Annotated in this window: 17 protein-coding genes and 2 pseudogenes; 8 read left to right on the top strand and 11 right to left on the bottom strand. The window is 63.0% G+C overall.

The window, feature by feature from the left end; translation table 11 throughout:
• Positions 1–26 precede the first annotated feature (26 nt).
• Complete coding sequence (locus REH34_RS27820; RefSeq protein ID WP_311969976.1) at positions 27–2,891, bottom strand: EAL domain-containing protein; 2,865 nt, start codon at positions 2,889–2,891, stop codon at positions 27–29.
• A 164-nt stretch (positions 2,892–3,055) separates the two neighbouring features.
• Positions 3,056–3,799 (bottom strand): FadR/GntR family transcriptional regulator, encoded by a 744-nt coding sequence (locus REH34_RS27815; RefSeq protein ID WP_311969975.1) that lies wholly within the window; start codon positions 3,797–3,799, stop codon positions 3,056–3,058.
• Positions 3,800–4,118: 319 nt separating this feature from the next.
• Here REH34_RS27815 and moaA point away from each other — a divergent pair, with 319 nt between their 5' ends.
• From moaA to REH34_RS27800, 3 genes are all read left to right on the top strand, one after another.
• The gene (gene moaA, locus REH34_RS27810; RefSeq protein WP_311969974.1) at positions 4,119–5,159 is read left to right on the top strand and encodes a GTP 3',8-cyclase MoaA; all 1,041 of its coding nucleotides are present in this window, start codon (positions 4,119–4,121) and stop codon (positions 5,157–5,159) included.
• A gap of 66 nt (positions 5,160–5,225) precedes the next feature.
• Positions 5,226–5,579, top strand: a complete 354-nt coding sequence (locus REH34_RS27805) for a DUF305 domain-containing protein (protein WP_311969973.1) — start codon at positions 5,226–5,228, stop codon at positions 5,577–5,579.
• Positions 5,580–5,626: 47 nt separating this feature from the next.
• Entirely contained in the window at positions 5,627–6,226 is a 600-nt protein-coding gene (locus REH34_RS27800) for a chemotaxis protein CheB (protein ID WP_311969972.1), read from the top strand.
• A 21-nt stretch (positions 6,227–6,247) separates the two neighbouring features.
• Here the strand turns inward: REH34_RS27800 and REH34_RS27795 are convergent, their stop codons facing one another.
• Positions 6,248–7,054, bottom strand: coding sequence for a class II aldolase/adducin family protein (locus REH34_RS27795; protein WP_311969971.1), 807 nt, complete (start codon positions 7,052–7,054; stop codon positions 6,248–6,250).
• Positions 7,055–7,286: 232 nt separating this feature from the next.
• Here REH34_RS27795 and REH34_RS27790 point away from each other — a divergent pair, with 232 nt between their 5' ends.
• Both REH34_RS27790 and REH34_RS27785 read left to right on the top strand, forming a co-directional pair.
• Positions 7,287–7,925: a cysteine dioxygenase gene (locus REH34_RS27790; RefSeq protein ID WP_311969970.1), complete on the top strand. Its 639-nt coding sequence runs from the start codon at positions 7,287–7,289 to the stop codon at positions 7,923–7,925.
• Positions 7,922–9,505, top strand: coding sequence for a rhodanese-related sulfurtransferase (locus REH34_RS27785; RefSeq protein ID WP_311969969.1), 1,584 nt, complete (start codon positions 7,922–7,924; stop codon positions 9,503–9,505). The genes REH34_RS27790 and REH34_RS27785 overlap by 4 nt, the downstream gene beginning before the upstream one ends.
• 511 nt (positions 9,506–10,016) lie before the next feature.
• Here the strand turns inward: REH34_RS27785 and REH34_RS27780 are convergent.
• Positions 10,017–12,011, bottom strand: coding sequence for a N,N-dimethylformamidase beta subunit family domain-containing protein (locus tag REH34_RS27780; protein WP_311969968.1), 1,995 nt, complete (start codon positions 12,009–12,011; stop codon positions 10,017–10,019).
• 177 nt (positions 12,012–12,188) lie between these two features.
• Between REH34_RS27780 and REH34_RS27775 the strand changes: the two genes are divergently transcribed.
• Positions 12,189–12,902: a sulfite exporter TauE/SafE family protein gene (locus REH34_RS27775; RefSeq protein ID WP_409373356.1), complete on the top strand. Its 714-nt coding sequence runs from the start codon at positions 12,189–12,191 to the stop codon at positions 12,900–12,902.
• Positions 12,903–12,914: 12 nt separating this feature from the next.
• Here the strand turns inward: REH34_RS27775 and REH34_RS27770 are convergent, their stop codons facing one another.
• The 6 genes from REH34_RS27770 to cynS form a co-directional block, all read right to left on the bottom strand.
• Positions 12,915–13,604, bottom strand: coding sequence for a dihydrofolate reductase family protein (locus tag REH34_RS27770; RefSeq protein WP_311969966.1), 690 nt, complete (start codon positions 13,602–13,604; stop codon positions 12,915–12,917).
• Between the two features lie 75 nt (positions 13,605–13,679).
• Positions 13,680–14,066: a type II toxin-antitoxin system VapC family toxin gene (locus REH34_RS27765; protein ID WP_311969965.1), complete on the bottom strand. Its 387-nt coding sequence runs from the start codon at positions 14,064–14,066 to the stop codon at positions 13,680–13,682.
• Positions 14,063–14,308 carry a type II toxin-antitoxin system Phd/YefM family antitoxin gene (locus tag REH34_RS27760; protein WP_226502290.1) on the bottom strand — a complete coding sequence of 82 codons (246 nt, stop codon included), beginning with the start codon at positions 14,306–14,308 and terminating at the stop codon, positions 14,063–14,065. Before REH34_RS27760 ends, REH34_RS27765 begins: the two co-directional genes overlap by 4 nt.
• Before the next feature lie 107 nt (positions 14,309–14,415).
• Positions 14,416–16,134 (bottom strand): thiamine pyrophosphate-dependent enzyme, encoded by a 1,719-nt coding sequence (locus REH34_RS27755; protein ID WP_311969964.1) that lies wholly within the window; start codon positions 16,132–16,134, stop codon positions 14,416–14,418.
• Positions 16,135–16,259: 125 nt separating this feature from the next.
• Positions 16,260–16,733, bottom strand: coding sequence for a nuclear transport factor 2 family protein (locus REH34_RS27750; protein ID WP_311969963.1), 474 nt, complete (start codon positions 16,731–16,733; stop codon positions 16,260–16,262).
• A gap of 12 nt (positions 16,734–16,745) precedes the next feature.
• Positions 16,746–17,213 carry a cyanase gene (gene cynS / locus REH34_RS27745; RefSeq protein ID WP_226502288.1) on the bottom strand — a complete coding sequence of 156 codons (468 nt, stop codon included), beginning with the start codon at positions 17,211–17,213 and terminating at the stop codon, positions 16,746–16,748.
• A 213-nt stretch (positions 17,214–17,426) separates the two neighbouring features.
• Between cynS and REH34_RS27740 the strand changes: the two are divergent.
• Together REH34_RS27740 and REH34_RS27735 are read left to right on the top strand one after the other, a co-directional pair.
• A pseudogene (locus tag REH34_RS27740) lies at positions 17,427–18,860 on the top strand (sigma-54 interaction domain-containing protein); the annotation flags it as partial.
• A gap of 206 nt (positions 18,861–19,066) precedes the next feature.
• Positions 19,067–20,233: pseudogene (locus tag REH34_RS27735) on the top strand (pyridoxal phosphate-dependent aminotransferase); the annotation flags it as partial.
• A gap of 213 nt (positions 20,234–20,446) precedes the next feature.
• Here the strand turns inward: REH34_RS27735 and REH34_RS27730 are convergent.
• Positions 20,447–22,408, bottom strand: coding sequence for a ligand-gated channel protein (locus tag REH34_RS27730; protein ID WP_311969962.1), 1,962 nt, complete (start codon positions 22,406–22,408; stop codon positions 20,447–20,449).
• Positions 22,409–22,865 lie beyond the last annotated feature (457 nt).

Raw genomic sequence — 22,865 nt, 5'->3', positions numbered from 1 at the left:
TTCCATCAGGCCTGTCTGAATGGCGTCTAGGGCGCCAGCAGTGGATGACGCTTGAGATCGTCCAGCGCCAGCGGCCGCGCGAAGTAGTAGCCCTGCGCGTGCCCGGCGCCCATCTCCTGCAGCAGCCGCAGCGACTCGGCATCTTCGACGCCCTCGGCCACCACCGGCAGACCCAGCGATTCGGCCATGCGCACGATAGCGCGCACGATTGCCCGGCTACGGTCGCTGGCGGTCAGTTCAAGAATGAACGACTTGTCGATCTTCAAGCCGCTGAACTGAAACTGATGCACATAGCTCAAGGACGAGAAGCCCGCACCGAAGTCGTCCAGTACCACCGACATGCCCTGCTCCGCCAACTGCTGCATTGCCCGGCGGGCCTGATCCGGCTCGGCCACCAGGGCGCCTTCGGTCAGCTCCAGGCAGATGCGCGACGGCGCTACGCCATGGCTGGCCAGCACCGCCAGGGCCTCATCGGCAAACTCCGGGCGGGTGATGCTGTAACTCGAACAGTTGACGTGCACGATTGGCCAGTGCGCATGCTCCGGGTCCGCGAGGATCATCGCCACCGCCGCCAGCATGTACAGGTCCAGGCGCCCGATCAGGCGCAAGCCCTCCAGCGCCGGTAGAAAGTGCACCGGCGCGAGAATCTGGCCGTTAGGCAGACGCCAGCGAATCAAGGCTTCGAGGGCGACCAACTGGCCGCTTTCGACATCGACGATGGGCTGGAAATACGGCAGCAGCTCATCCTGGCGCTTCAGCGCATTGCGCAGCGCACCTTCGCGCTCGACCTGATCGGAGAACTCGCGGCGCAGCTCCTGATTGAACACCGCAAAGCTGTCGCGCCCGGCATTCTTGACCCGATACATGGCGGTATCGGCGTCGCGCAGCAGGTCGGCAGGCTCGTGATGGAACTCGGCATCGGCACCGACGATACCGATGCTGCAGGACGAAAACACCACATGACCGTCGATATGGAACGGCAGGTCGAATGCCTCCAGGATCCGCTCGGCGATACTCACCGCCACTTCCAGCGGCGCGTGGGGCGCCAGCACGGCGAATTCATCACCGCCCAGACGCGCCAGCAGGTCTTCGTCGCGCAGGCAACTGCGCAGGCGCGCGGCCGCCTGCATCAGCAGCTGATCGCCGAAGTGGTGGCCGCGGCTGTCGTTGATCAGCTTGAAGCGATCGAGGTCGAGGAACATCACCACCAGGTCGTTGCCGTCGCTGCGAAACGCCTCCCAGGCCGATTGCAGGCGCTGCTGCAAATGGCTGCGATTGGGCAGCGCGGTGAGGGCATCGTGAGCGTTTTCGTATTGCAGGCGGGCGTTGAGCTGATCGAGTTCGCGGGTGCGGCTCTGCACCCGCGCTTCGAGCTTGAGATTGGCAGCCAGCACTGCCTCTGCGGCGCTGCGGCGGGACAAGGCCGTATCGATATGGCGGGAAACGAACGTCAGCAGTTCCTGATCGCGGGTGCTATAGCTGACCAGGCGCGAGTAGCTCTGCACCACCAACACGCCGCGCACCACATCGTCATCGAACAGCGGAATGCCCAACCACGACTGCGACCGGATCGGGTCGCTGGTGCGCTGGATCTCGCCTGAGGCCATCAACAGGCTGGCGTCGTTGAAATCGATCAGACAGGCGCGGCGCTGGCGGATCACGTACTCGGTCAAGCCGCGATTGCTGCGACGCGGAGCCGGCGCGGCGCTTTGGTGTTCATCGACGTAATACGGGAACGTCACTTCCTGGGTGGTGACGTCGTACAGCGCGATATAGAAGTTACGCGCTACCAGCAGCTCGCCGACGATGCCGTGCAGGCGCCGAAACAGCTGCTCCATGTCGCCGCTCTGGCTGGACAGCTCGGCGATCTGGAACAGCGCGCTGTGCAGGTGCTCGGCACGCTCGCGCTCGGCCACTTCCTGGCGCAATGCGGTGTTGAGCTGAGACAGCTCGCGGGTGCGCTGGGAGACGGTCTCTTCAAGATCGGCGCGGTGCAGAATGCGGTCCAGCGCCATGGCCACGTGGCGGGCGACCACGAGAAACAGCGCGCGGTCTTCGGCACTGTAGATGCGCGGCACATCGTAGACCTGCATGGCGATCATGCCGAACACCTCGTCAGAGGCATTCTTCAGTGGCGCGCCCATCCAGAACTCCGGCCGGTCGCCCACGCAGAAGAACCGTTGTTGCGCCTGGGCCGCAGCGATACCGGCAGCATCGATCAGCAGCGGGGTGCCGCTGGTCAGCACCTGGGCAGTCAAAGACAGGTGATCGCGGTCCAGGTACTCGTAAGTTTCGGCCTCCAACGCATCGACATCGATCTTGTCGACGTAATAGGGATAGCTGATCTTGCCGGTGGCCGAATCGTACAAGGCGAGGTAGAAGTTCTCGGCGTCGATCAACTGCGCCAACTGCTGGTGCACCGCCACCAGGAACTCAGAGCGCTCACGGGTAGTGCTGGCCAGATAGATGATGTCGTAGAGCACTCGCTGGGTGATCTGCGCACGCGCCAGGGCGTCGGTCTGCAGGCGCTGCCCCAGGCGGTAGGCCAGTTCGGCCAAGGCCGGGTCATGGGTTTCACTGATCGGCGCCAGCAGCCAGCCGAGCACGAACTCGCCGCGGCCCGCCGGCCAGCGATGCAAGCGGCGCGAGGCGCAAAAACTGTCGAACTGGTCGTTGTCGATACTGGCCGGCCAATCCAGCCGTGCGTCGCCCTCACCTACCCGGTGCAGCTGTTCCCCCGCCCGATAGATCACCCAGGCCTGGGTGTGCGCACTCCGGCGCGCGGCGCGCAGCAAGACGCACAGCTCGTCGGCAGCGAACTGATCATCAAAGGTATCGATGGTCCCTGATGACAGGGAACGGGACTCGAATGGCTGTCGCGGCGAAATCATGAGCACTCCATGGCGTAACACACTCGCTGCCCATCATCATGTGCTATCACCGCTGATGGCAATAGCCGCTCAGGCTTTACATGAAATACTGTGAAACTTATTTACATAAATCCTGGGTTTTCAACAACCTTGCCCAAAAACGGCGTCGCTTAGCGCTCAACCGCTCAGCCGTCGCGCTGGTCCTGGTGAGACTTGAGTACCCGCGCTCGGCTATTGGCCAGGTGCACACGCATGGCCGCTCGCGACGCGTCGAAGTCCTGGCGGGCAATGGCGTTGTAGATGTGTTCGTGCTCACGCACCAGGCGGCTGTGCGCCAGCTGGCGGTCGAGGCGCGCGATGGATGCGGTGCTCAGGCGTGCCCGGGGGAACATGCTGGTGCCGAAATGGGTAATGATTTCGATGAAATAGCGGTTGTTGGTGGCGTGGGCGATCTGCAGGTGGAATTGAAAGTCGGAGATGATCGAGCCACCGGTATCACTGGCCAACTCGAACCGCGCCAGCGACTCGCCGATGGCGCCAAGCTGCTCGTCGGTGCGCCGCAGCGCGGCCATCCCAGCGCCTTCGACCTCGAAGCTCATGCGTACATCGATGATCGCCAGCACGTCTTGCAGAGTGACGATAGTGGTCGGGTCGAGGCGCGATACCGCCGAACCTGGCGTATTGAGGACGAAAGTACCAATGCCTCGGCGGGTTTCCACCAGCCCGGCCACCGCCAGGCGTGACAGCGCGTCACGCACGACCGAGCGACTGACGCCGCCCGCATCCATGAGTTCGACTTCGCTGGGCAGCTTGTCGCCGGGCTTGATCAGGCCATCGACGATCTGCTTCGAGTAGTCATCGACCAGGGTCTGGGCCAGGTTTCGCGACTTGCGCCGCGGGCTCTTTGGATCGAGGGGTTCAAACGCCAAGGGAATCAATCTGTCAGCGGGAAAGAACCCAATCATATAGCAGCGATGAGCGCTGTGACAGCCATGGCGCACTCCATGGAACGACCCGCAGGGCCGCCGGTCCATTCAATATGACCCACACTGCGGCGATAGAGCGCATCAATGGGACAATCGGCACAGACGATTAGACGCCACCGGTGCCGGGCAGTACCGTACAAGGCACAGGCCGTGAAGCTTTAGCTGGCATAGCCGATACAGAGTCTGCAGCAGGCCCGTGGCACTGGCGGCGCCACAGGCGTAATCTAGAGCCATCCGTAACCCCTCAGCTTCGCGGCACGGTATGCCACCATGGCAGCCCCGCCTCGCTTCCCCGCGAAGCCTCACATCTGGAGTCAAGGTGCAGGACAGTTATTCACGCAAAATCGATTATCTGCGCATTTCGGTCACCGACCGTTGCGATTTTCGTTGCGTCTATTGCATGGCCGAAGACATGCAATTCCTGCCCCGCGCGCGCATTCTCACCCTTGAGGAAATCGAAGCACTGGCCGCGCAGTTCGTCGCTCTGGGCACTCGCAAGATTCGTCTGACCGGCGGTGAGCCGCTGGTGCGTGCCGGCATCGTCGGTTTGTGCGAGCGTCTCAAGGCCCTGCCCGGGCTGCAGGAACTGTGCATGACCAGCAATGGCTCGCAGTTGGGCAAACTGGCGCAGCCGTTGTTCGATGCCGGCCTGGACCGTCTCAACATCAGCCTCGACAGCCTCGACCCTGCGCTTTTCCGGGAATTGACCCGTACTGGCGACCTGCATCAGGTGATCGCCGGCATCGATGCCGCCCGCGCCGCCGGCTTTCGCCACACCAAGCTCAACTGCGTGGTGCTCAAGGGGCGCAACGACCACGAGATCAACGACCTGCTGCAGTTCGCCCTCGATCGCGAGCTGGATCTGACCTTCATCGAAGAGATGCCCCTGGGCACCATCAGCGAGCACAGCCGCGCCGAAGCGTTCTTTTCCAGCGAGCAGGTACGCGAGCGAATCAGCGAGCGCTACACCCTGATCAGCTCCGCCGAGAGCACCTCCGGGCCCTCGCGCTACTGGCGTGTGGCCGAGGCGCCGCACAGCCGCATCGGTTTCATCTCGCCCCACAGCCACAATTTCTGCGCCACCTGCAACCGCGTGCGCCTGACCGCCGAGGGCCGCCTGCTGCTGTGCCTGGGCAACGAGCACTCCGCCGATCTCAAAGCCGTGTTGCGCGGTCACCCCGGCCAACCGCACAAACTCGAGAAGGCCATCCTCGCGGCCATGGCCATCAAACCGTGGAAACACGAGTTCCGACTCGACGATGAAGTGCAGGTCGTACGCTTCATGAACATGACTGGCGGCTGAAAAAGGGAACGTCCGGGCGTCTGCGCCGTCTGTGCCTTATACCGCCACGACGCCGAGAGTCGCCCCATGAAATCCACGCCGCTGCTGTTTCTTGTCGCTGCCGCCCTGTCGACCTACCTTTGGGCCGCAGATCCCGACGCCAATCCCAACATCGAGCAGATGCACAAGGACTACATGGCGCCGATGAGCCAGATGAGCGAATCGATGCACAAAGGGGTGATGGCCGACGACCCCGACGTCGCCTTCGCCTCTGGGATGCTTGCTCACCACGAAGGCGCCGTCGCCATGGCCAAGGTCCAGCTCAAATACGGCAAGGACGCGCAGATGCGCAAACTGGCAGAAAACGTGATCAAGACCCAGGAAGCAGAAATCGTCGAAATGAAGGCCTGGCTGGCCAAGCATCCCGCCTCAGGTCACTGAGTACAGCCAGCCGCTCGCTGCATGCCCGCAAAAAGGACTCATCGCTCATGGACGCCAGCAAGATCAACGGCAACGTCGCCGAGACGCTCATCGTTATCGGTGCCTCGGCCGGCGGTATCGACGCACTCAAGCAAGTGCTGTCCAAGCTGCCGGCCGATCTCCCGGCGGCAGTCGCCATCGTCCTGCACAGCGGCCCCAACAGCCCGCGCCTGCTGGCAGACATCTGGAATCAGCACAGTAGTTTACCGGTCAGCTATGCCAGCGGTGGCGAGGTACTGCAAGCGGGACGGGTGTACATCGCCCCGCCCGATCAGCATCTGGAGGTCATCGACGGCGGCCGACTGCATCTGGACGACGGTCTGCGGGTACTGCATTCGCGTCCCAGCGCCGACCGGCTGTTCGAAACCGCGGTGAAGGAGTTCGGTAAGCGCACCATTGGCGTCATCCTGACCGGCGGGGACGGTGACGGCGCCGCCGGCATGCGCGCCATTCATGCCGCAGGCGGCATTGGCGTCGTGCAGGAGCCCAGCGATTCAGTCGACCCGAGCATGCCGCTGACGACCCTGCGCACCGATCACCCACGCTACTGCATGCCACTGCGGGATATAGGTGCGCTGCTCGGTGAGCTGGCGCTGAGGCTGGGATAGCTCGTTAGCTGCCCCGGCGGGTCAGTCCTTGTAATCCGTGCCGTGGCGATCCAGTTCGCGGATCAGGGCGTTCCAGTGGCGCTGGACACCTGGCCCGGTACCGCTGCTGAATACCTTGGCTTGTTCCTCGACCTTGGCGACAACTTCGGCTGGCGGGAAAATCAGTTCGGCATTGCCAGCCGTCTGCGCGGCGATCTGGATATTGCAGGCGTATTCCAGGCGATGCAGCTGCTGAAAGGCGTGTTCGACACTGACGCCCGCCGTGAGCAGGCCATGGTTGCGCAGGATCATCACGCTCTTGTCGCCCAGATCGGCGACCAGGCGCTCGCGCTCATCCAGATCCAGCGCCACGCCTTCATAGCCGTGATAGGCCACGCGCCCGGAGAAGCTCAGAGAATGCTGAGAGATCGGCAGCAGCCCACCTTTTTGCGCGGACACCGCGATACCGTCGCGCGTATGGGTATGCAATACCGCCTTGAGGTCGGGACGCGCGGCGTGGATGGCACTGTGGATCACGTAGCCGGCGTAGTTGATGCCCAGGCCGGTCGGATCGTCGACGATGGTGCCGTCGATATCCACCTTGACCAGGTTGGACGCGCTGATCTCATCGAACAGCAGCCCGAAAGCGTTGATCAGAAAGTGTTCCTCAGGCCCCGGCACCCGCGCCGAGAAATGCGTATAGATGTGGTCGGTCCAACGCTTCAGCGCGGCCAGCCGATAGGCCGCAGCCAACGTGACACGTACTTCCCATTCTTCCGCCGACACGCGGTCGCGTACGGAAGTATCGAGGGACTCGTTGCTGACGGGCAAGGCACTGACATTGCTCATGGGTATCTCCGTATTCGAGGCTATCTGCTTTCAAGGCGCTGTGAGGGTGGCCATGCATCGCTGGTCAGGCATCGATGGCCAAGCATGGAACGCAGCCTAAAGCTACGGAGCATTGAAGGAAAAGCACTTTTCGGTCTAAGCTAATCATTAAAAATTAGCATATTAAAAAACCTCTTTATGCTTATATTCGTACCAGCCGCGACACCGTGAACCTGCCGGATGGAAAACCACCATGACCGATAATTCGAACCCCGAGCGCCTTCGCACCTTTATTGGTGCCTTGGCCGAACTGATTGACCGCGATCCCAGCCAGGAGCAGCTGCTGCAACAAGGCGGCGAATTGCTGGGCCGTCTGGTCAGCGTAGACGACTGGCTGCCTGACGCCTTTGCCGTGCCGGATCCGCAGCGCTACCAGCAGTTCCTCCTGCACGCCGATTCGCGCCAACGCTTTTCAGTGGTCAGTTTCGTCTGGGGTCCAGGCCAGACCACACCCATTCACGATCACCGCGTGTGGGGCCTGATCGGCATGCTGCGCGGCGGTGAATACTCCCAGGGCTATGCCCGCGCCGCTGATGGGCGGTTGCATGTCGAAGGCCCGGCGGTCCATCTGCAACCGGGGGATGTGGAGCACCTGGCACCCGACAGCAACGATATTCACCAGGTTACCAATGCCTTCGCCGACCAGGTCTCGGTCAGCATCCACGTGTACGGCGCCAACATCGGCGCCGTACGCCGCGCCGTCTATCAGCCAGACGGCAGCGAAAAACTGTTTATTTCCGGCTACACCAATACCGTCTTGCCCAATATTTGGGACCTGTCCAAGGACCTTGCCGCCCCTACCTCCTCGACACCGGAGCACGCTACACGATGAGCCTGACTGCCACCCGATCCTTTGCCGACATACGCCGGGCCCTGCTGGCCCGCACTGAAGTGGCATTGGTCGATGTCCGTGAAGAAGATCCCTACGCCAAGGGCCACCCACTGTTCGCGGTGAATGTCCCGCTGTCGAAGCTGGAACTCGAAGTGTTCGACCGGATACCGCGGCGTGACACCGCCATCACCGTCTATGACGATGGTGAAGGCCTGGCCGAATTGGCCGTGCACCGCCTCGAAGCCCTCGGCTACAGCGATGTGCGCCTGCTGGAAAACGGTTTGCAGGGCTGGCGCGACGCTGGCGGCGAGCTGTTCATCGACGTCAACGTGCCCAGCAAGGCCTTTGGCGAGCTGGTCGAACACGAGCGCGACACGCCCTCGCTGCCTGCCGAAGAAGTGCGCGCGCTGCTCGACCAGAACGCCGATGTGGTGATCCTCGATGCGCGTCGCTTCGATGAATACCAGACCATGAGCATCCCCAGCGGCATCAGCGTGCCCGGCGCCGAACTGGTACTGCGCGCCCGCGAACTGGCGCCCGATCCCAAGACCCGCATCATCGTCAACTGCGCCGGCCGCACCCGCAGCCTGATCGGCACTCAGTCGCTGATCAACGCCGGCCTGCCAAACCCGATCGCCGCCTTGCGCAACGGTACCATCGGCTGGCTGCTGGCCGGGCAGACGCTGGAGCATGGCCAGGCGCGCCGCTTCGCCGAAGTCGACGAAGCCACCCGGGCCCAGGCCGCGACCGCTGCGCGTGAAGTGGCCGACCGTGCCGGCGTGCAACGCACGACTCTGGCGCAGTGGCAGCAATGGCAGGCCGACGCCACCCGCACCACCTACTTGTTCGACGTGCGCACGCCTGAAGAATTCGCCCTCTCGCACCTGCCGACAGCGCGCTCGACGCCCGGCGGCCAGTTGGTCCAGGAGACCGATCACTTCGCCAGCGTGCGCGGTGCGCGGATCGTGTTGGTGGACGACGATGGCGTGCGTGCCAACATGTCAGCCTCGTGGCTGGCGCAGATGGGCTGGGATGTTTCGGTCATCGACGACGCCCAGCACAGCGACTTCACCGCCAGCGGCGAGTGGCGGCCCAACGACCCGGAAGTGAGCAACTTCGAGACCATCAGTGCTCAGACGCTGCAGCAATGGCAGGCCGAGGGCAGCGTGGCCGTGCTGGACTTCACTACCAGCGCCAACTACGTCAAGCAGCACATCCCCGGCGCCTGGTGGGCACTGCGCTCGCAATTGCAGGACGTGCTGTACAACGTGCCGGACGCCGAGCGCTATGTGCTGACCTGCGGCACAAGCCGCCTGGCGCGCTTCGCCGTGGCCGAGGTCGAGGCGTTGACTGGCCAGCCGGTGTTCCTCCTCGAAGGCGGCACCGCCAGCTGGAAAGCCGCCAACCTCCCGCTGGAGGGCGGTGACGAGCGCCTCGCCGCCGCGCGTACCGATCGCTATCGCCGCCCTTATGAAGGTACCGAGGCACCGCCTGAGGCCATGCAAGCCTATCTGGACTGGGAGTTCGGTCTGGTCGCGCAACTGGGTCGCGATGGCACCCACGGCTTCAAGGTGATCTGATATTCGGGGGGCGCTGCGGTATTGGCGCCGATGCGGCTGGCGCTTTCGCGGGCAAGCCTTGCTCCCACAGTATGTGACTGTCAATCCTGTGGGAGCAGGGCTTGCCCACATCGATACGGCTGGCGCTTTCGCGGGCAAGCCTTGCTCCCACAGTATGCGACTGTCAATCCTGTGAGAGCAGGGCTTGCCCACATCGATACGGCTGGCGCTTTCGCGGGCAAGCCGTGCTCCCACAGTATGCGACTGTCAATCCTGTGGGAGCAGGGCTTGCCCACATCGATGCGGCTGGCGCTTTCGCGGGCAAGCCTTGCTCCCACCGTATGTGACTGTCAATCCTGTGGGAGCAGGGCTTGCCCACATCGGTGCGGCTGGCGCTTTCGCGGGCAAGCGTTGCTCCCACAGTATGCGACTGTCAATCCTGTGGGAGCAGGGCTTGCCCGCGAAAGCGTCAGTGGCTTCACTGAAGATCGTGTGCCGCCCCCCCTTCCATAAGCTAAGACACCTTCGCATTTCACGGACGAACCTGAAACGCCCGCAACACATTCAGCGTCACCTGCCCCACCGAATTCGCCTCACCCCACGCGGGCAGCGCCCCACCCCAGCACACCGACCCTACCGCGAACACCAACCCACCCGCCTCGCTGCGGCGGATGCACAGGTCAGCGCGGCGGCGCGGTCCTTCGTGAGGCTCCTGCTCGCCGGTGTCCAATTCATAGCTGTCGTCGAAAGACTCGGCACAGGCCAGCACTACGGTGTTTGCCGGGGTCCCCCAGTGGCGACTGGTACGGTCTATTTCATAACCGGCCGCACCGCCCAACAGGATTCCCGCAGCGTCGATACGCTCACCCGTGACGCCCTCGAACACCCAGGCCCAGGCAGGCTCGTAACTGGCCGGCGTCCGTGCGTAGGGCTGCGCCCGAGTGAACCCCATGGCCGCTGTGCCAACGCCCAGCAGACGGTGCTCGGGGCGCCCGCGCCAGCGCCACAGGCCGCCCGGTTCACCGGTGATCGACAGATGATTTTCGCCCGGCGCGCTCTCCCAGGTGCGTACCCCGCGCTGGCCGCGGCGCACCTCCAGCGTGCCCTGCTCGTCCAGCGCCGCCACCCAGTAGAAACCGTTGCCGCCCAGGTAGGCGAGGTTGCCGCCGCCGTCGATGTAAGCCTGCAAGGCGTCGAGCATTGGCGTGGTCCAGTACTCCGGATGGCTGCCGGTGATGACCCCGGTGCAGCCGTCGAGCAGGTTTGGATCGCGGTGCAGGTCATGGTCGCTGATCACCTCTACGGCCACGCCGTTGTCGGCGAAAAAGCGCAGCATGTGCAAGTCGACAGGCAAGCCGTGGGGGCCGCCGCACAAGGGGTACTGGTAGTCCTCGCGAACCGTGGTCCAGGGGCATGGCCAGGTCGCGAGGGACACGCCGGAGCCGTCCTGATGGCTGTCGTAGAGGCTCAGCCAGCGATTCTGCTGCGCAGCCCGATGGCCGGGGTCTTCGAGCTGCCACGGGTAGAGGGCTTCGGGCAGCGCCTCGTTGGCATAGGCCTGATAGGTCAAAGTCGGCAGCGCGAACAGCAATCCTCGCGCGGGCTGCGCGGGTAGCACTACAAAGGCAATGTCCGCCTGCCCCGAGGCGCTTCGGACACGCAGCGCGTACACGCCGGACGGCGTCTGGGCAGGAATCGTCAGAGACAGGCTCTCGGGCCAGTCGAATGCCGGTCGATCATCCTCGTGCAGATGCACCGCCGCGTACTGCTCAGGCGCACCGCGCGGGTCATGGTAATCACCGGTCCATGCCGGCCCTCGCGCGGCCCAGGTGGGCGCGCCATGGATGATCAGCGCAGCGCGATGGCCGTGCTGATCGGCGACGCGATCGACGGGCTGGATCGGCAACGGCCAGACGGAGACGCCGTCGATTCCGGCTGCGGTGATAGTGGCCACGCGGGCATTCAGCGTCGGTGAGCGCTGCGCCCAGTCGGCGGCGATATTGATGCCGTCGATGCCCCCACGGGCCCCTGAGCACTGCTGATCGCAGAGCACTCGCGCCCCCTCGGTGATGCAGATCCGTCGAACCTGCTCGTTCCATTCGAAACGCATCGTCAGCCAGATATCCCTGGGCAAGGCCACCGCCGCGAAGGCGCGCTCAGCGCCGCTGATCAGGCTCACCCCAACCTGTGGCAGATAGCGGCATTCGAAATCAGCTGTGGACAGCACCACCCGCTCGCCCTGATTGGCCGTCAGCAGCAGATCGAACGTCATCCACCCGCTCGCCTCGGCAACCGGCACCTCGATCCATGACCCTAGCTCGAAACCCTGCACGCCAGGCGCTTGCGCCATGCCTTGCAACGGCCAGCGCAGCGCCGGTTGCTCCAGTCGATCCAGGCGCACTACCTGGGTGTCGAGCACTTGCGTGACGCAGGACAGATGAAACCCCAGGCGCTCGCCGGGCCGAGCGCTGAGGGTGCTGGGGTAGCCCATGATCGGCAAACTGGAATGGTCGGTGAGTCGATGCATGCTGCGTCTCCAATAACGGCCCAGGCAGTTTCGCTGGCGCGCCGGCCAAGGTAAAGTCTCGGCCATCGTTGCTCAAGAAGAGCCGCGCGCCCCAGACAATCAATCTCGACAACGGACTGCCCCGCCATGCTCGACGTCTTCCACGCCCTGCCCTTCACGCCGCTGAACTGGGGCCTGATGCTGGTCGCCATTGCGATCGCCTATATCGTCTTCGGTATCGCCGGTTTCGGCACCGCGCTGGTGGCCGGGCCGTTTCTGGTCAGGCTGATGCCGCTCTCGCAGGTGATACCGCTGCTGGTACTGCTGGATTTCATCGCCGCGTTCGGCAATCTGCTGCCCTCGCGTCAGGCCGTGGTCGGTCGCGAGCTGCTGCGATTGCTGCCGTGCATGGCGATCGGGTGCACCTTGGGGGTGGTGTTTCTGCTCAGGCTGCAATCGGATCGGCTGCTGCTGTTGATGGGCGTGTTTCTGGTCGCCTATGCCATTTACATGCTCAGTGTGAAGGTCAAGCCCGCGCAGTTGTCGGCACTGTGGTCGATTCCCTTGGGCACGGTGGGAGGCGTGTTTGGCGCCTTGTTCGGCAGTGGCGGGTTTCTCTACGCGATCTACCTGAGCGCACGCCTGGAGGACAAACAGCAAGTGCGCGCCACGCAGAGCGCGCTGATCAGTTGCAGCACCCTGGTGCGCCTGACCCTGTTCATCGTCGCCGGTGTGTATGCCGATTTCAGCCTGCTGGCCCTCGCGCTCTGCCTGCTGCCGGCCATGGCCGGCGGCTTGTGGCTGGGCCGGCGCCTGACCTTGCGCATGTCCCGCGAAGCCTTCGTGCGCCTGGTGACCTGGCTGGTGCTGGCCAGCGGAGTGACCTTGCTGTACCGCTATTTCAGTGGCTGATACGGGCCGGCATCACGCCAGGCGCCGGTAGCGCAGCCACACACCACCGCCTTCCTGCACCTCGGCGCTGGTCAAGGTCAGATAATGCGCATCGCGCCAGTCCTGCTGCTTGATCTCGAACGAAGCCGGGTGTTCGCCACGGCCATCGATCAGCGGCAGGATCACCACGCTGACCTCATCCACCAGCCCGGCATTGACGAACGAGCCACTGACCGCCGGGCCGCCCTCGACGATCAATCGCTCCGTGCCCAGCTCGCGACCGAGTGTCTCGACCACCTGATACAGGTCGATGTCAGTCTTGCCGGCGAAGAAATACGACACTTCGATGGACTGCAGATACGCCAGGTAGTCATCGGACACCGCTTCGGTCAGCACTTCGACCACATGGGAGCCCAGCGCCTCGTTGCTCTTCCAGGCAACCTTGCCGTGGGGGTCGATGGAGATCGCATACTTGTCCGCATCGCGCTTGGCAAACCATGCGGTGCGCGGGATCGGCGCCTTGGCCAGCCCAGTCGGATAGCCCTCGCCGTGCGCGATTTCCTCCATGGTCACCCGCCCGCAGATCCACGCATCGAAGGCAAAGCCCTCGGCGAGTTTCTCGTACAGCTCGCCTGCGGCCTTCTTGAACGGCCGATCCCAACCGTCGGTCAAGGCGTGGCCGTCCAGAGAGGACATCATGTGACAGATAACGTAAGGCTTCATCGCGGGGCTCCGGGTCGGGATATTGATTTAATGCCGACCCGGGATCGCCCTTAATAGTTCAGCTGGCTGGATGATCTAGACCCTGCGCACGGGGCCGGGATATTGGGCAACCAGGCCATCGGAGGTCAACAGCGTAATGCCCTCGACGGTCGCTTGAGATACCAGAATTCGGTCGAAAGGAGCTTTGTGAATGGCGGGCATGCCCTCTACGCCCACGGCGTGCTCGCTGGCGATCGGCAGTTCGCTGTAGCCGTTGTCCAACAGGCAACGGCGCAGCACACGGGCATCGACTTGGAAATCAGCCCGCCCCAAGCCCTTCTTGATGGCGATCTCCCAAAGACTGGCGGCACTGAAAAACAGCTCATTGCGCGGATCGTCAATCAACTCGCGCGCCAGCGCGGAAAGAGCCGGCGAATCCGCCGCTACCCACAGCAACAAGTGCGTATCAAGCAGCAGTTTCACGCCTCGCCACCGAATAGGGCTTCGATTTCATCGGCGCCCATACGATCGAAGTCATCCGGCACCTGGATTTGCCCTGCCATGAAGCCAATGCGTCTGGTCTCGCCAGCCTCTGGAGCCCCCAATGCCATAACTTTGACCAGCGGCTTGCCGGCCTTGGCGATGATGAACGACTCGCCTTTGCTTGCAAGATCGATAAGCCGCGACAAGTGAGTTTTCGCCTCGTGAATATTGACGGTATGCATAAAACCTCCAACGGACTAAGTCCGGTTAGTCTGGTCTCAATTGGCAGCATCCGCAACCACTGCGCCCGCTTCGCGCGAGCGCAGCAGATCAACGGATCGATAGCGCCCTACTTGACGAAATTATCCACCAGCAGGTGCGCCACATCGCTGCCCCGCCCGCTCAGCACCGCCTTGGCCGAATACAGGGCCATGTTGGACACCTGCGAGAACTCCACCTTGGGCGGCATCACCAACTCTTCAGGGTTGACCTTCACATCCAGCAGCGCCGGCCCTGGATAGGCCAGGAATGCCGCTACCGCTTGCTCCAGTTCAGCGCCTTCGGTGACCTGCTGACCATGGAAGCCGATGACCTGAGCCAACTGCGAGAAGTCCGGATTGAGCAACTCGGTGTAATTGTCCAGCAGGCCCTCGACCTTCTGCTCGATCTGCACGAAGTTCAGCGAGGCGTTGTTGTAGACCACCACCTTGATCGGCAGCTTTTCCTGCACTGCGGTGAGCAGGTCCCCCAGCAGCATCGCCAGCCCGCCGTCGCCCGACAGCGAGATGACCTGGCGCTGCGGGTAGGCCTTCTGCAAGCCCAGTGCCTGGGGCATGGCGTTGGCCATGGTGCCGTGGCGCAGGCTGGTGAGGGTGCGGCGCTGGCCGTTGACGTTGATATGGCGCAGCAGCCAGACCATCGGCGAGCCGCCGTCCGCGGTGAACAGCGCATCGGCGCTGGCATGCTTGTCGAGCAGGTGCGTCAGGTACTGCGGGTGGATCAGCTCGCCGTCGGTGTGGCGCTGATCGTGGGCCAAGGTCTTGAGGGTCTTCTGCCGGACCTTCAGGCACTCTTCCAGATAATCGTGCTCGCTGCGCTCCGGGATCAACGGCAGCAACGCTTGCAGGGTCGCGGTGATATCGCCGACTACACCCAGATCGATCGGGTGACGACGGCCCAAGTGAGCACCCTTGCGGTCGACCTGAATCACCGTGGCCTTGGCCGGATAGAATTGCTGCCAGGCAAAGTCGGCGCCCAATAGCAGCAACGTGTCGCAGTTCATCAAGGCGTGATAGCCCGATTCGACCCCGAATACGCCAGTCATGCCCATGTTGTAAGGATTGTCGTACTCGACGAAATCCTTGGCCCGCGACGTGTGGGCGATAGGCGCCTTGAGGCGACTGGCCAACTCGACCAAGTCATCGTGGGCACCCTCGCAGCCGTAGCCGGCATAGATGGCGATCTTCTTGCCCTTGGCCAGCAATTCGGCGATCTGCGCCAGTTCGTCGTCATTGGGCCGCAACACGGGGCGTGGTTGATGGGCGGTGAACGGGCGATCGCCTTTGACTTCCATGCTGCTGATGTCGGACGGCAGGATGATCACCGCCACACCGCCTTCATTGAGCGCGGTCTGCGCAGCCATCATGGTCACCCGGCGAGCCTGCTGCGGGGTGTAGACCTGTTCGCAGAACACCGTGCAGTGGCCGTACACCGCCTTGAAATCCACCTCTTGCGGGAAGTCCATGCCCAGCTCGCTGGTCACCACCTGGCTGGCGATCAGCACCAAGGGCGCGCCATTACGTTGCGCTTCGAAGATACCGTTGATGAAGTGCAAGCCACCTGGGCCACAGGAACCGGCGCAGGCGGTGAGGCGACCACTGATCAGCGATTCGGCGCCGGCAGCGAAGGCGGCGACCTCTTCGTGGCGCACGTGCACCCAGTCGATGTCGCTGCGGTGGATGGCGTCGGTGACGTAGTTGAGGGTGTCACCGACAATCCCGTAGCAATTGCGCACACCGGCAGCGTGCAGGGTTTCGACGACGATATCGGCAACTTTCTTGGCAGCCATGGGGTGCTCCTTTCGATTTTGGCGCGAAGGGTTCCATGGTTAGTGGGCCGTGCCAGACACGAGTTCAGAGCGATTGGCGCGGGTGGTCATGAAGAAAATCTCATGGCCCACCGCTGGACCGGACGTTACAGCCCCAACTCACTCAACCCCGGATGATCGTCCGGGCGTCGCCCCAACGGCCAGTGGTACTTGCGCTCGCCCTCCTTGATCGGCAAGTCGTTGATGCAGGCGAACCGCCGCTGCATCAGGCCATCGGTATCGAATTCCCAGTTTTCGTTACCGTAGGAGCGAAACCAGTTACCCGAGTCGTCATGCCACTCGTAGGCATAGCGCACGGCAATCCGATTGCCCTCGAAGGCCCACAGCTCCTTGATCAACCGATAGTCCAGTTCCTTGGCCCACTTGCGTGCCAGGAAGGCTTGCGCCTGCTCGCGACCATGAACGAACTCGGCGCGGTTACGCCACTCGGTATCCGGCGTATAGGCCTGCGCCACCTTGGCGGCATCTCGGGAGTTCCAGCCATCCTCGGCCAGGCGTACTTTCTGGATTGCTGTCTCGCGGGTAAAGGGCGGCAGCGGCGGGCGTTGTGTATCGCTCATGTTCGGTCTCGCTCAGAAGGGTTTGTAGGGCAGGAATTTGCCATCGAGGGTGATCACCGCGCGGCTGCCGCCCTCGGGATCGTCGACCTTTTTCAGGTCGAGCTTGAAGTTGATGGCACTGACGATACCGTCGCCGAACTGCTCGTGGACCAGGGCCTTGAGCGTGGTGCCATAGACCTGCACCATTTCATAGAACCGATAGATCGTCGGGTCGGTGGGGATGCGCTCGGGGATGCTGCCGCGCAACGGGATGGCTTGCAGGCGAGCGATGTCGTCGTTGTCGAGGCCCAGGCGCTCGCCGACGATTTCTGCGCAGGCGGCTGGCAGGGGATGCTGCCCGAGCAAGGCCGCAGTGACATAGACCAGGCTCAATTCGGTGCCTTGTGCGAGGGCTTCCCAAGTGAGGTTTTTATCCAGCTTGGCAGCGAGGATACGTTCGGTCAGGGGTTGACGCTGGGTTTGGCTGGCATCGGCGTGCATGGTGTAACTCCTTCATCGAGATGGGTTACCTAAACCCATAGCACAGCACGTACCAACTTCACTTATTATTTAGGCCATTGATAAATATAGTAATTTTAGATTTTAAGATAAACGATATTTCGTCATTAACGACACTTCGTACTAATATCGACGATATATCGTCATATCTGGCTCCACCGCCGTTCGAGGATCACCATGAAAGCCCTGACCCCACAACTGATCCTCGGCGCCGCCGGTGAAGGCATCTATGGCATCGACCGTCGCGGCCACGCCACCTTCGTCAACCCCGCGGCCGAGCGCATCCTCGGCTGGAGCGCCGCCGACATGGTCGAGCGCAACACCCACGACCTCATGCACCATCACCACGCGGATGGCAGACCCTATTGCGGCACCGATTGCCCGATCTATGCCGCCTTCAACGACGGCGAAGTGCACCACGTCACCCACGAAGTCTTTTGGAACCGCGACGGCCAGCCGATCCCGGTGGAATACACCAGCACGCCGATGCGCGATGGCGACGAACTGGTAGGCGCGGTGGTGGTGTTCCGCGACATCAGCTCGCGGCTCGAAACCGAGCGGCAATTGCGTCAGGCGCTCAGCGAAGTGCAGCAGCTCAAACAGCAACTCGAGCAGGAAAACGCCTATTTGCAGGAGCAGATCGCCGTGGACCAGGGTGGCCATGACCTGATCGGCAGCAGTGCCCCCTTGCAACGCATTCACCAACAGATTCGCCTGGTGGCGCCGACCGACGCCAACGTACTGATCTGCGGCGAGTCGGGCACCGGTAAGGAGCTGCTGGCCCGCGCCATTCACCAACAGAGCCTGCGCCGGGACCGCCCGCTGATCCGCGTCAACTGCGCTGCCATCCCGCGCGAGCTGTTCGAGAGCGAATTTTTCGGCCACGTCAAAGGCGCCTTCACCGGCGCCATCAACGAGCGTGTCGGGCGCTTCGAGTTGGCCCATGGCGGCACCCTGTTTCTCGATGAAGTGGGCGAAATCCCTCTGGACCTGCAAGGCAAGCTGCTGCGCGTGCTGCAGGAACAGCAGCTGGAACGCGTCGGCGACAGCGTCACCCGGCAGGTCGACGTGCGGGTCATTGCTGCCACCAACCGCGACCTGCAAAGCGAAGTCAGCCAGGGACGCTTTCGCGAGGACCTGTACTTTCGTCTCAACGTCTTCCCGATCGAGTCCGTACCCCTGCGCCGCCGGCCCGAGGATATCCCCGGGCTGGCCAAGCATTTTCTCACCCTCGCCTGCCGCCGCCTCAAGCGCCGCGAACCGGTCCTCAGCCTGGCCGATATCCAACAGCTGCAGCGCTACCCGTGGCCGGGCAACGTCCGTGAGCTGGAGAACCTGCTGGAGCGCGCTGCGATCATTTCCATCGGCGCGCGCCTGCATCTGGAAATGCCCAATGCGCCAACGGTAGCCCATAAGCCGCTGCCCAGTCGCGCCGGCATGCGCATCCTCACACAGACCGAACAGCGCGACCTGGAGCGCGACAACCTCATCGCGGCGTTGCAGGCCTGTCAAGGCAAGATCGCGGGTGCCGGGGGCGCTGCCGAGCTGTTGAACCTGCGGCCGACTACCTTGCGCTCGAGGCTGGATGCGTTCGGGTTGCAGCCGGCGGCGTTCAAGAGCAAGGGCTAGACCAAGAGCCGCCGCGGTCACGAGCTGCCTCACACGGTGTTCGCCGATCCGCCCTGCGCTTCATGCGCCGAACGATATCGGTTCTGGCGCCCGCAAGGTGATCGCACCAAGGCTGGCGGCTATTGAACAACGGCGGCGCCTCTCCTATGGTTAGCCCACCTGACCGGGCGCCTCCGGTTTTTTGACCTTGCAGAGATGGATCACTCATGCGCTATTCCCCGTTCACCGACCGCATCGCCGGCAAAGGCGTCGCCGCCTGGGACATTCACCACGCCGCAGTGGTGGCCGAGCGCGAAGGGCGCGATGTGATCGTGCTGAGCATCGGCGATCCGGACTTCGCCACGCCAGCCGCCATCACCGAGGCTGCGGTTCAGGCACTGCATGCCGGAGATACCCACTACGCCGAAATTCCCGGACGTCCGGCATTGCGCCAAGCGCTGGCCACCCGCTACGCCCGGCTGTGGCAGCGGCCGCTGGCGGCCGAGAACGTCTGCACTGCAGTCGGCGCCCAGAACGCCTTGTTCGCCGCCTCGATGTGCCTGTTGCAGCCTGGCGATGAAGTCATCGTCCTGGAGCCGATGTACGTGACTTACGAAGCCACCATCCAGGCGTCCGGAGCGACACTGGTGCGGGTGCCCTGCCCGGCAGCCAACGGCTTTCGGCTCGATCCGCACGCGGTCACCTCCGCCATCACCCCACGCACACGGGCGATCTTTATCGCCAACCCGAACAACCCCACCGGCGTGGTGCTCGATGCGAGCGAAGTGCATGCCTTGGCGGAACTGGCCATCGCCCACGATCTATGGGTCATCGAAGATCAGGTCTACGAAAGCCTCACCTATGGCGTGCCGCACCTCAGCATCGCTGCCCTGCCGGGTATGGCCGAGCGCTGCGTGGTCGTCGCCAGCCTCTCCAAGTCCCACGCCATGACCGGGTGGCGGGTCGGCTGGGTGATCACCGAGCCAGGGCTGATCGGCCATATCGAAACCCTGATGCTGTGCATGACCTATGGGTTGCCGGGTTTTCTGCAGACTGCGGCCCTGGCAGCGCTTGACTGTCACGATGAAGTCACCACACAGATGCGCGCCGTCTACCGCCGTCGTCGCGACCTGGTGATCGCAAGCCTCGGTGATTGCCCCCACCTGAACGTGCTCAAACCAGATGCCGGCATGTTCGTGCTGGTGGACGTACGCCGCACTGGCCTCAGCTCGTTGGACTTCGCCTGGCGGCTGTTCCACGAAACCGGCGTGGCGGTGCTGGATGCCGAAGCCTTCGGCGCACCGGCAGCGGGTTTTGTAAGGCTGTCGTTTACCTTGGGGGATGACAAGCTGGCCGAGGCGTGTCGACGCATTCGCGGGTTTGTGGAGGGGCTTTGAGGGCATTGCTTTTGCGGTCAAGTCGCAGCAGAGGCGAAAACGCCCAGGCGACTGCCCTGATACGCTGGGCGCAGCAATTCCCTGAAACCGTCACGCATCGCGCCGCGCTGGGTCCAGGGACAAAGTTCGCCGAAAGATAGGCTGCGTCGATGCTTGAACATCGACGCAACTCTCAGCGACCCGGTAGAAACAGCAGGGACCGGTGCCCTGTCAGATCGCCCAATCCACCCCCACGCTGTAACGTCGACCATCCAGCACTTTATGGTACTCGTCGTAGCCGATCCGCTTGTCGAACACGTTGTACACCCCGGCCAGCAGCTTGAGGTCAGGGGTCACTTTGTAAGCCGCGCCCAGGTCGACAAAGGTGTAGGCCGGCGTGTATTCAGAATCCCCATTGCGCAAATATTCCAGGCTGCTGGAGCGGTAGTTCAACCGTGTCCAGGAGGCCAGCCGGTCGGTGGTTTGCCAGTTCAGCGTGGTGTTGTACATATGCCGTGGCGTGTCGTTCAACGGCTTGCCTTTGAGCGCACCCGTCTTCTGCTCGGAGCCCGTGAAGGTGTAGTTGCTGGCCAGCGACAGGCGCTCGGACAATTGCCAATCCAGGGTCGCCTCGATGCCTTGCAACTGCGCCTCATCAATGTTGATGCGGTCACTGATGAACTTGTACGCGGTGGCGCCGATCATGCACTGGCCCGAGGCGTTGCCGGTGCTGTCTACGCAGCGCCGCTGCGAGGTGATCCGGTCCTTGAAGTCGGTGCGAAACAGCGTCAGCGCGCCGCTGACGCCTTGCTGGCCGTCCCAGATCACTGCCAGCTCCTGGCTGATGGTGGTTTCAGGTTTGAGCTTCGAATTGCCGACGATGATCGCCGGGTCGCCACCGCCACCCGTGATCTGTCCCCAATTGTCGACGGCCGCGCGGATATCGGGCGAGCGATAGCCGGTGGACACCCCGCCTTTGACCGTCCACTGGCTGTCCAGGTGATAGACCCCGTACAGCCGCGGCGACCAGTGCCCGCCATAGTTCTCATCCTGATCCAGGCGCAATCCGGCAGTGAGTGCAAAGTCCTCGGTGAGGCGCCATTCATCCTCGGCGAACAGCGCCCAGGACCAGCGTGTCAGGGTGCTCAGGCCAGCACCCGCCTCCAATTGATTGCCCAGGTCGGTCAGGTCTTCGTACAGATATTGCCCCCCGACGGTGGTGACATGACGATCGCCGAAATACGACATCTGCGAGTTGACCAGCGTGGTCCGCAGGTCCATCTCACGGCCGGGGTTGGTGCTGCGATCGGCCTGGATGTAGCTGTCGCTGTGCAACGCACTCCAGCGCCCGGAATGGCTGAGGGCGACATGGGTGCGCGCGTAGTTGTTGTGATCGTCCTTGGTGCCCGCGCGCCCGCGGTGGCTGTCGCGCTGCTGCAACGTATGCCCGCCTTCCAGCATGAACGTGTTGAACGCGTCCGGGGTCAGCGCCAGCTTGGCGGTCCCGCTGTCAGTGGACTGCTCCTTGAAACCGCGGATGAAGCGATCCTCGTCGCGCCGATTGCGTTGCCCGTAGAGTTGCAGCCCCAGCAACCCGTCGATGAGCGGCCCGGCGGCGAATACCTCGGTGTTGTTGGCATTGCCCGAGGCGGAACGCTCCTGCAGGGTCAGCTCGCTGCGGACATTGCCATACCATTGTTGCGAAACCTTGCGGGTGATCACGTTGATCACCCCACCCATGGCATCGGAGCCATACAGCGACGACATCGGCCCGCGTACCACCTCGATCCGCTCGATGGCGGCCAGCGGCGGCAACCAACCCTGCTCGATGCCGGAGTTGTCGCTGTTAGGGCGCGTAGCCCGTGAGTCCTGCCGCTTGCCGTCCACCAGGATCAGCGTGTACTGCGACGACATGCCGCGAATCCTGATATCACTGGTACTGCCGCCGCCGGTGACCTCTACTCCGGGTACGTCGCGCAAGGCGTCGGTCACGTCACGGTAAGACTTGTTGGCGAGCTGCTCCTGGCTGATCACCGTGATCGACGCCGGGGCGTCCTTGAGTTGCTGGCTGAAGCCCGAAGCGGTGACCACCTGGTTGGGCAGTTCCATGGGGGTAATTTCGGCACTGACGGCCACGCTGTAAAGCGAGCAGCAGCCAAGGGCAAGGGTCGATGGAGCGAGGAGACGAGACATGGCAAATCCTGAAGACCAGGCACCGCGAACGGCGCGAAGCCACCCATGGTAGTGAGAATCATCCGCACTAAAAGCCGATTTACGATACTTACGTTTTTCCTGGGAATGGTTTCCCCCTTGTAAATCCAAGGGCCAATTGCCACTTTTTTTGAAATTTCTTGAAACATCCCCAGCCCCCATCCCCCTTGGCCTCGAGCGCCGACAACCGGGCGCAATGTCGCACCCCAGAGCCTTCGCAGCGGTTGCGCTGAACCGGTTCAGGTGCGATAACAAAAAGGCAACCTGCTCGAACATCTATAAAAAACGTAGATTCACAGGGCATCGGACGTCGACCCTCGGCGATCCTGCAACGGTTGTCATTTTGCTCGCGCGCCCCGACCGCACACCCTGTGGATCGCCGTGTCATCGAGTCTGCCCAACAACCTCATAGAGGCCATTCATTCGGCGTACGCCAACG

This window comes from Pseudomonas baltica, assembly GCF_031880315.1.
Taxonomy (GTDB): Bacteria; Pseudomonadota; Gammaproteobacteria; order Pseudomonadales; family Pseudomonadaceae; genus Aquipseudomonas.
This window is presented reverse-complemented; position numbering and strand designations above follow the sequence as displayed.

What these genes read in the sequence shown, in the direction of transcription:
- REH34_RS27820 (WP_311969976.1), bottom strand. Translation starts at nt 2,891, where the DNA reads ATGATTTCGCCGCGACAGCCATTCGAGTCCCGTTCCCTGTCATCAGGG.
- cynS (WP_226502288.1), bottom strand. Translation starts at nt 17,213, where the DNA reads ATGCACGCCGATGCCAGCCAAACCCAGCGTCAACCCCTGACCGAACGT.
- REH34_RS27780 (WP_311969968.1), bottom strand. Translation starts at nt 12,011, where the DNA reads ATGCATCGACTCACCGACCATTCCAGTTTGCCGATCATGGGCTACCCC.
- REH34_RS27770 (WP_311969966.1), bottom strand. Translation starts at nt 13,604, where the DNA reads ATGAAGCCTTACGTTATCTGTCACATGATGTCCTCTCTGGACGGCCAC.
- REH34_RS27775 (WP_409373356.1), top strand. Translation starts at nt 12,189, where the DNA reads ATGCTGGTCGCCATTGCGATCGCCTATATCGTCTTCGGTATCGCCGGT.
- REH34_RS27805 (WP_311969973.1), top strand. Translation starts at nt 5,226, where the DNA reads ATGAAATCCACGCCGCTGCTGTTTCTTGTCGCTGCCGCCCTGTCGACC.
- REH34_RS27730 (WP_311969962.1), bottom strand. Translation starts at nt 22,408, where the DNA reads ATGTCTCGTCTCCTCGCTCCATCGACCCTTGCCCTTGGCTGCTGCTCG.
- REH34_RS27755 (WP_311969964.1), bottom strand. Translation starts at nt 16,134, where the DNA reads ATGGCTGCCAAGAAAGTTGCCGATATCGTCGTCGAAACCCTGCACGCT.
- REH34_RS27785 (WP_311969969.1), top strand. Translation starts at nt 7,922, where the DNA reads ATGAGCCTGACTGCCACCCGATCCTTTGCCGACATACGCCGGGCCCTG.
- moaA (WP_311969974.1), top strand. Translation starts at nt 4,119, where the DNA reads ATGCCACCATGGCAGCCCCGCCTCGCTTCCCCGCGAAGCCTCACATCT.
- REH34_RS27760 (WP_226502290.1), bottom strand. Translation starts at nt 14,308, where the DNA reads ATGCATACCGTCAATATTCACGAGGCGAAAACTCACTTGTCGCGGCTT.
- REH34_RS27800 (WP_311969972.1), top strand. Translation starts at nt 5,627, where the DNA reads ATGGACGCCAGCAAGATCAACGGCAACGTCGCCGAGACGCTCATCGTT.
- REH34_RS27795 (WP_311969971.1), bottom strand. Translation starts at nt 7,054, where the DNA reads ATGAGCAATGTCAGTGCCTTGCCCGTCAGCAACGAGTCCCTCGATACT.
- REH34_RS27790 (WP_311969970.1), top strand. Translation starts at nt 7,287, where the DNA reads ATGACCGATAATTCGAACCCCGAGCGCCTTCGCACCTTTATTGGTGCC.
- REH34_RS27750 (WP_311969963.1), bottom strand. Translation starts at nt 16,733, where the DNA reads ATGAGCGATACACAACGCCCGCCGCTGCCGCCCTTTACCCGCGAGACA.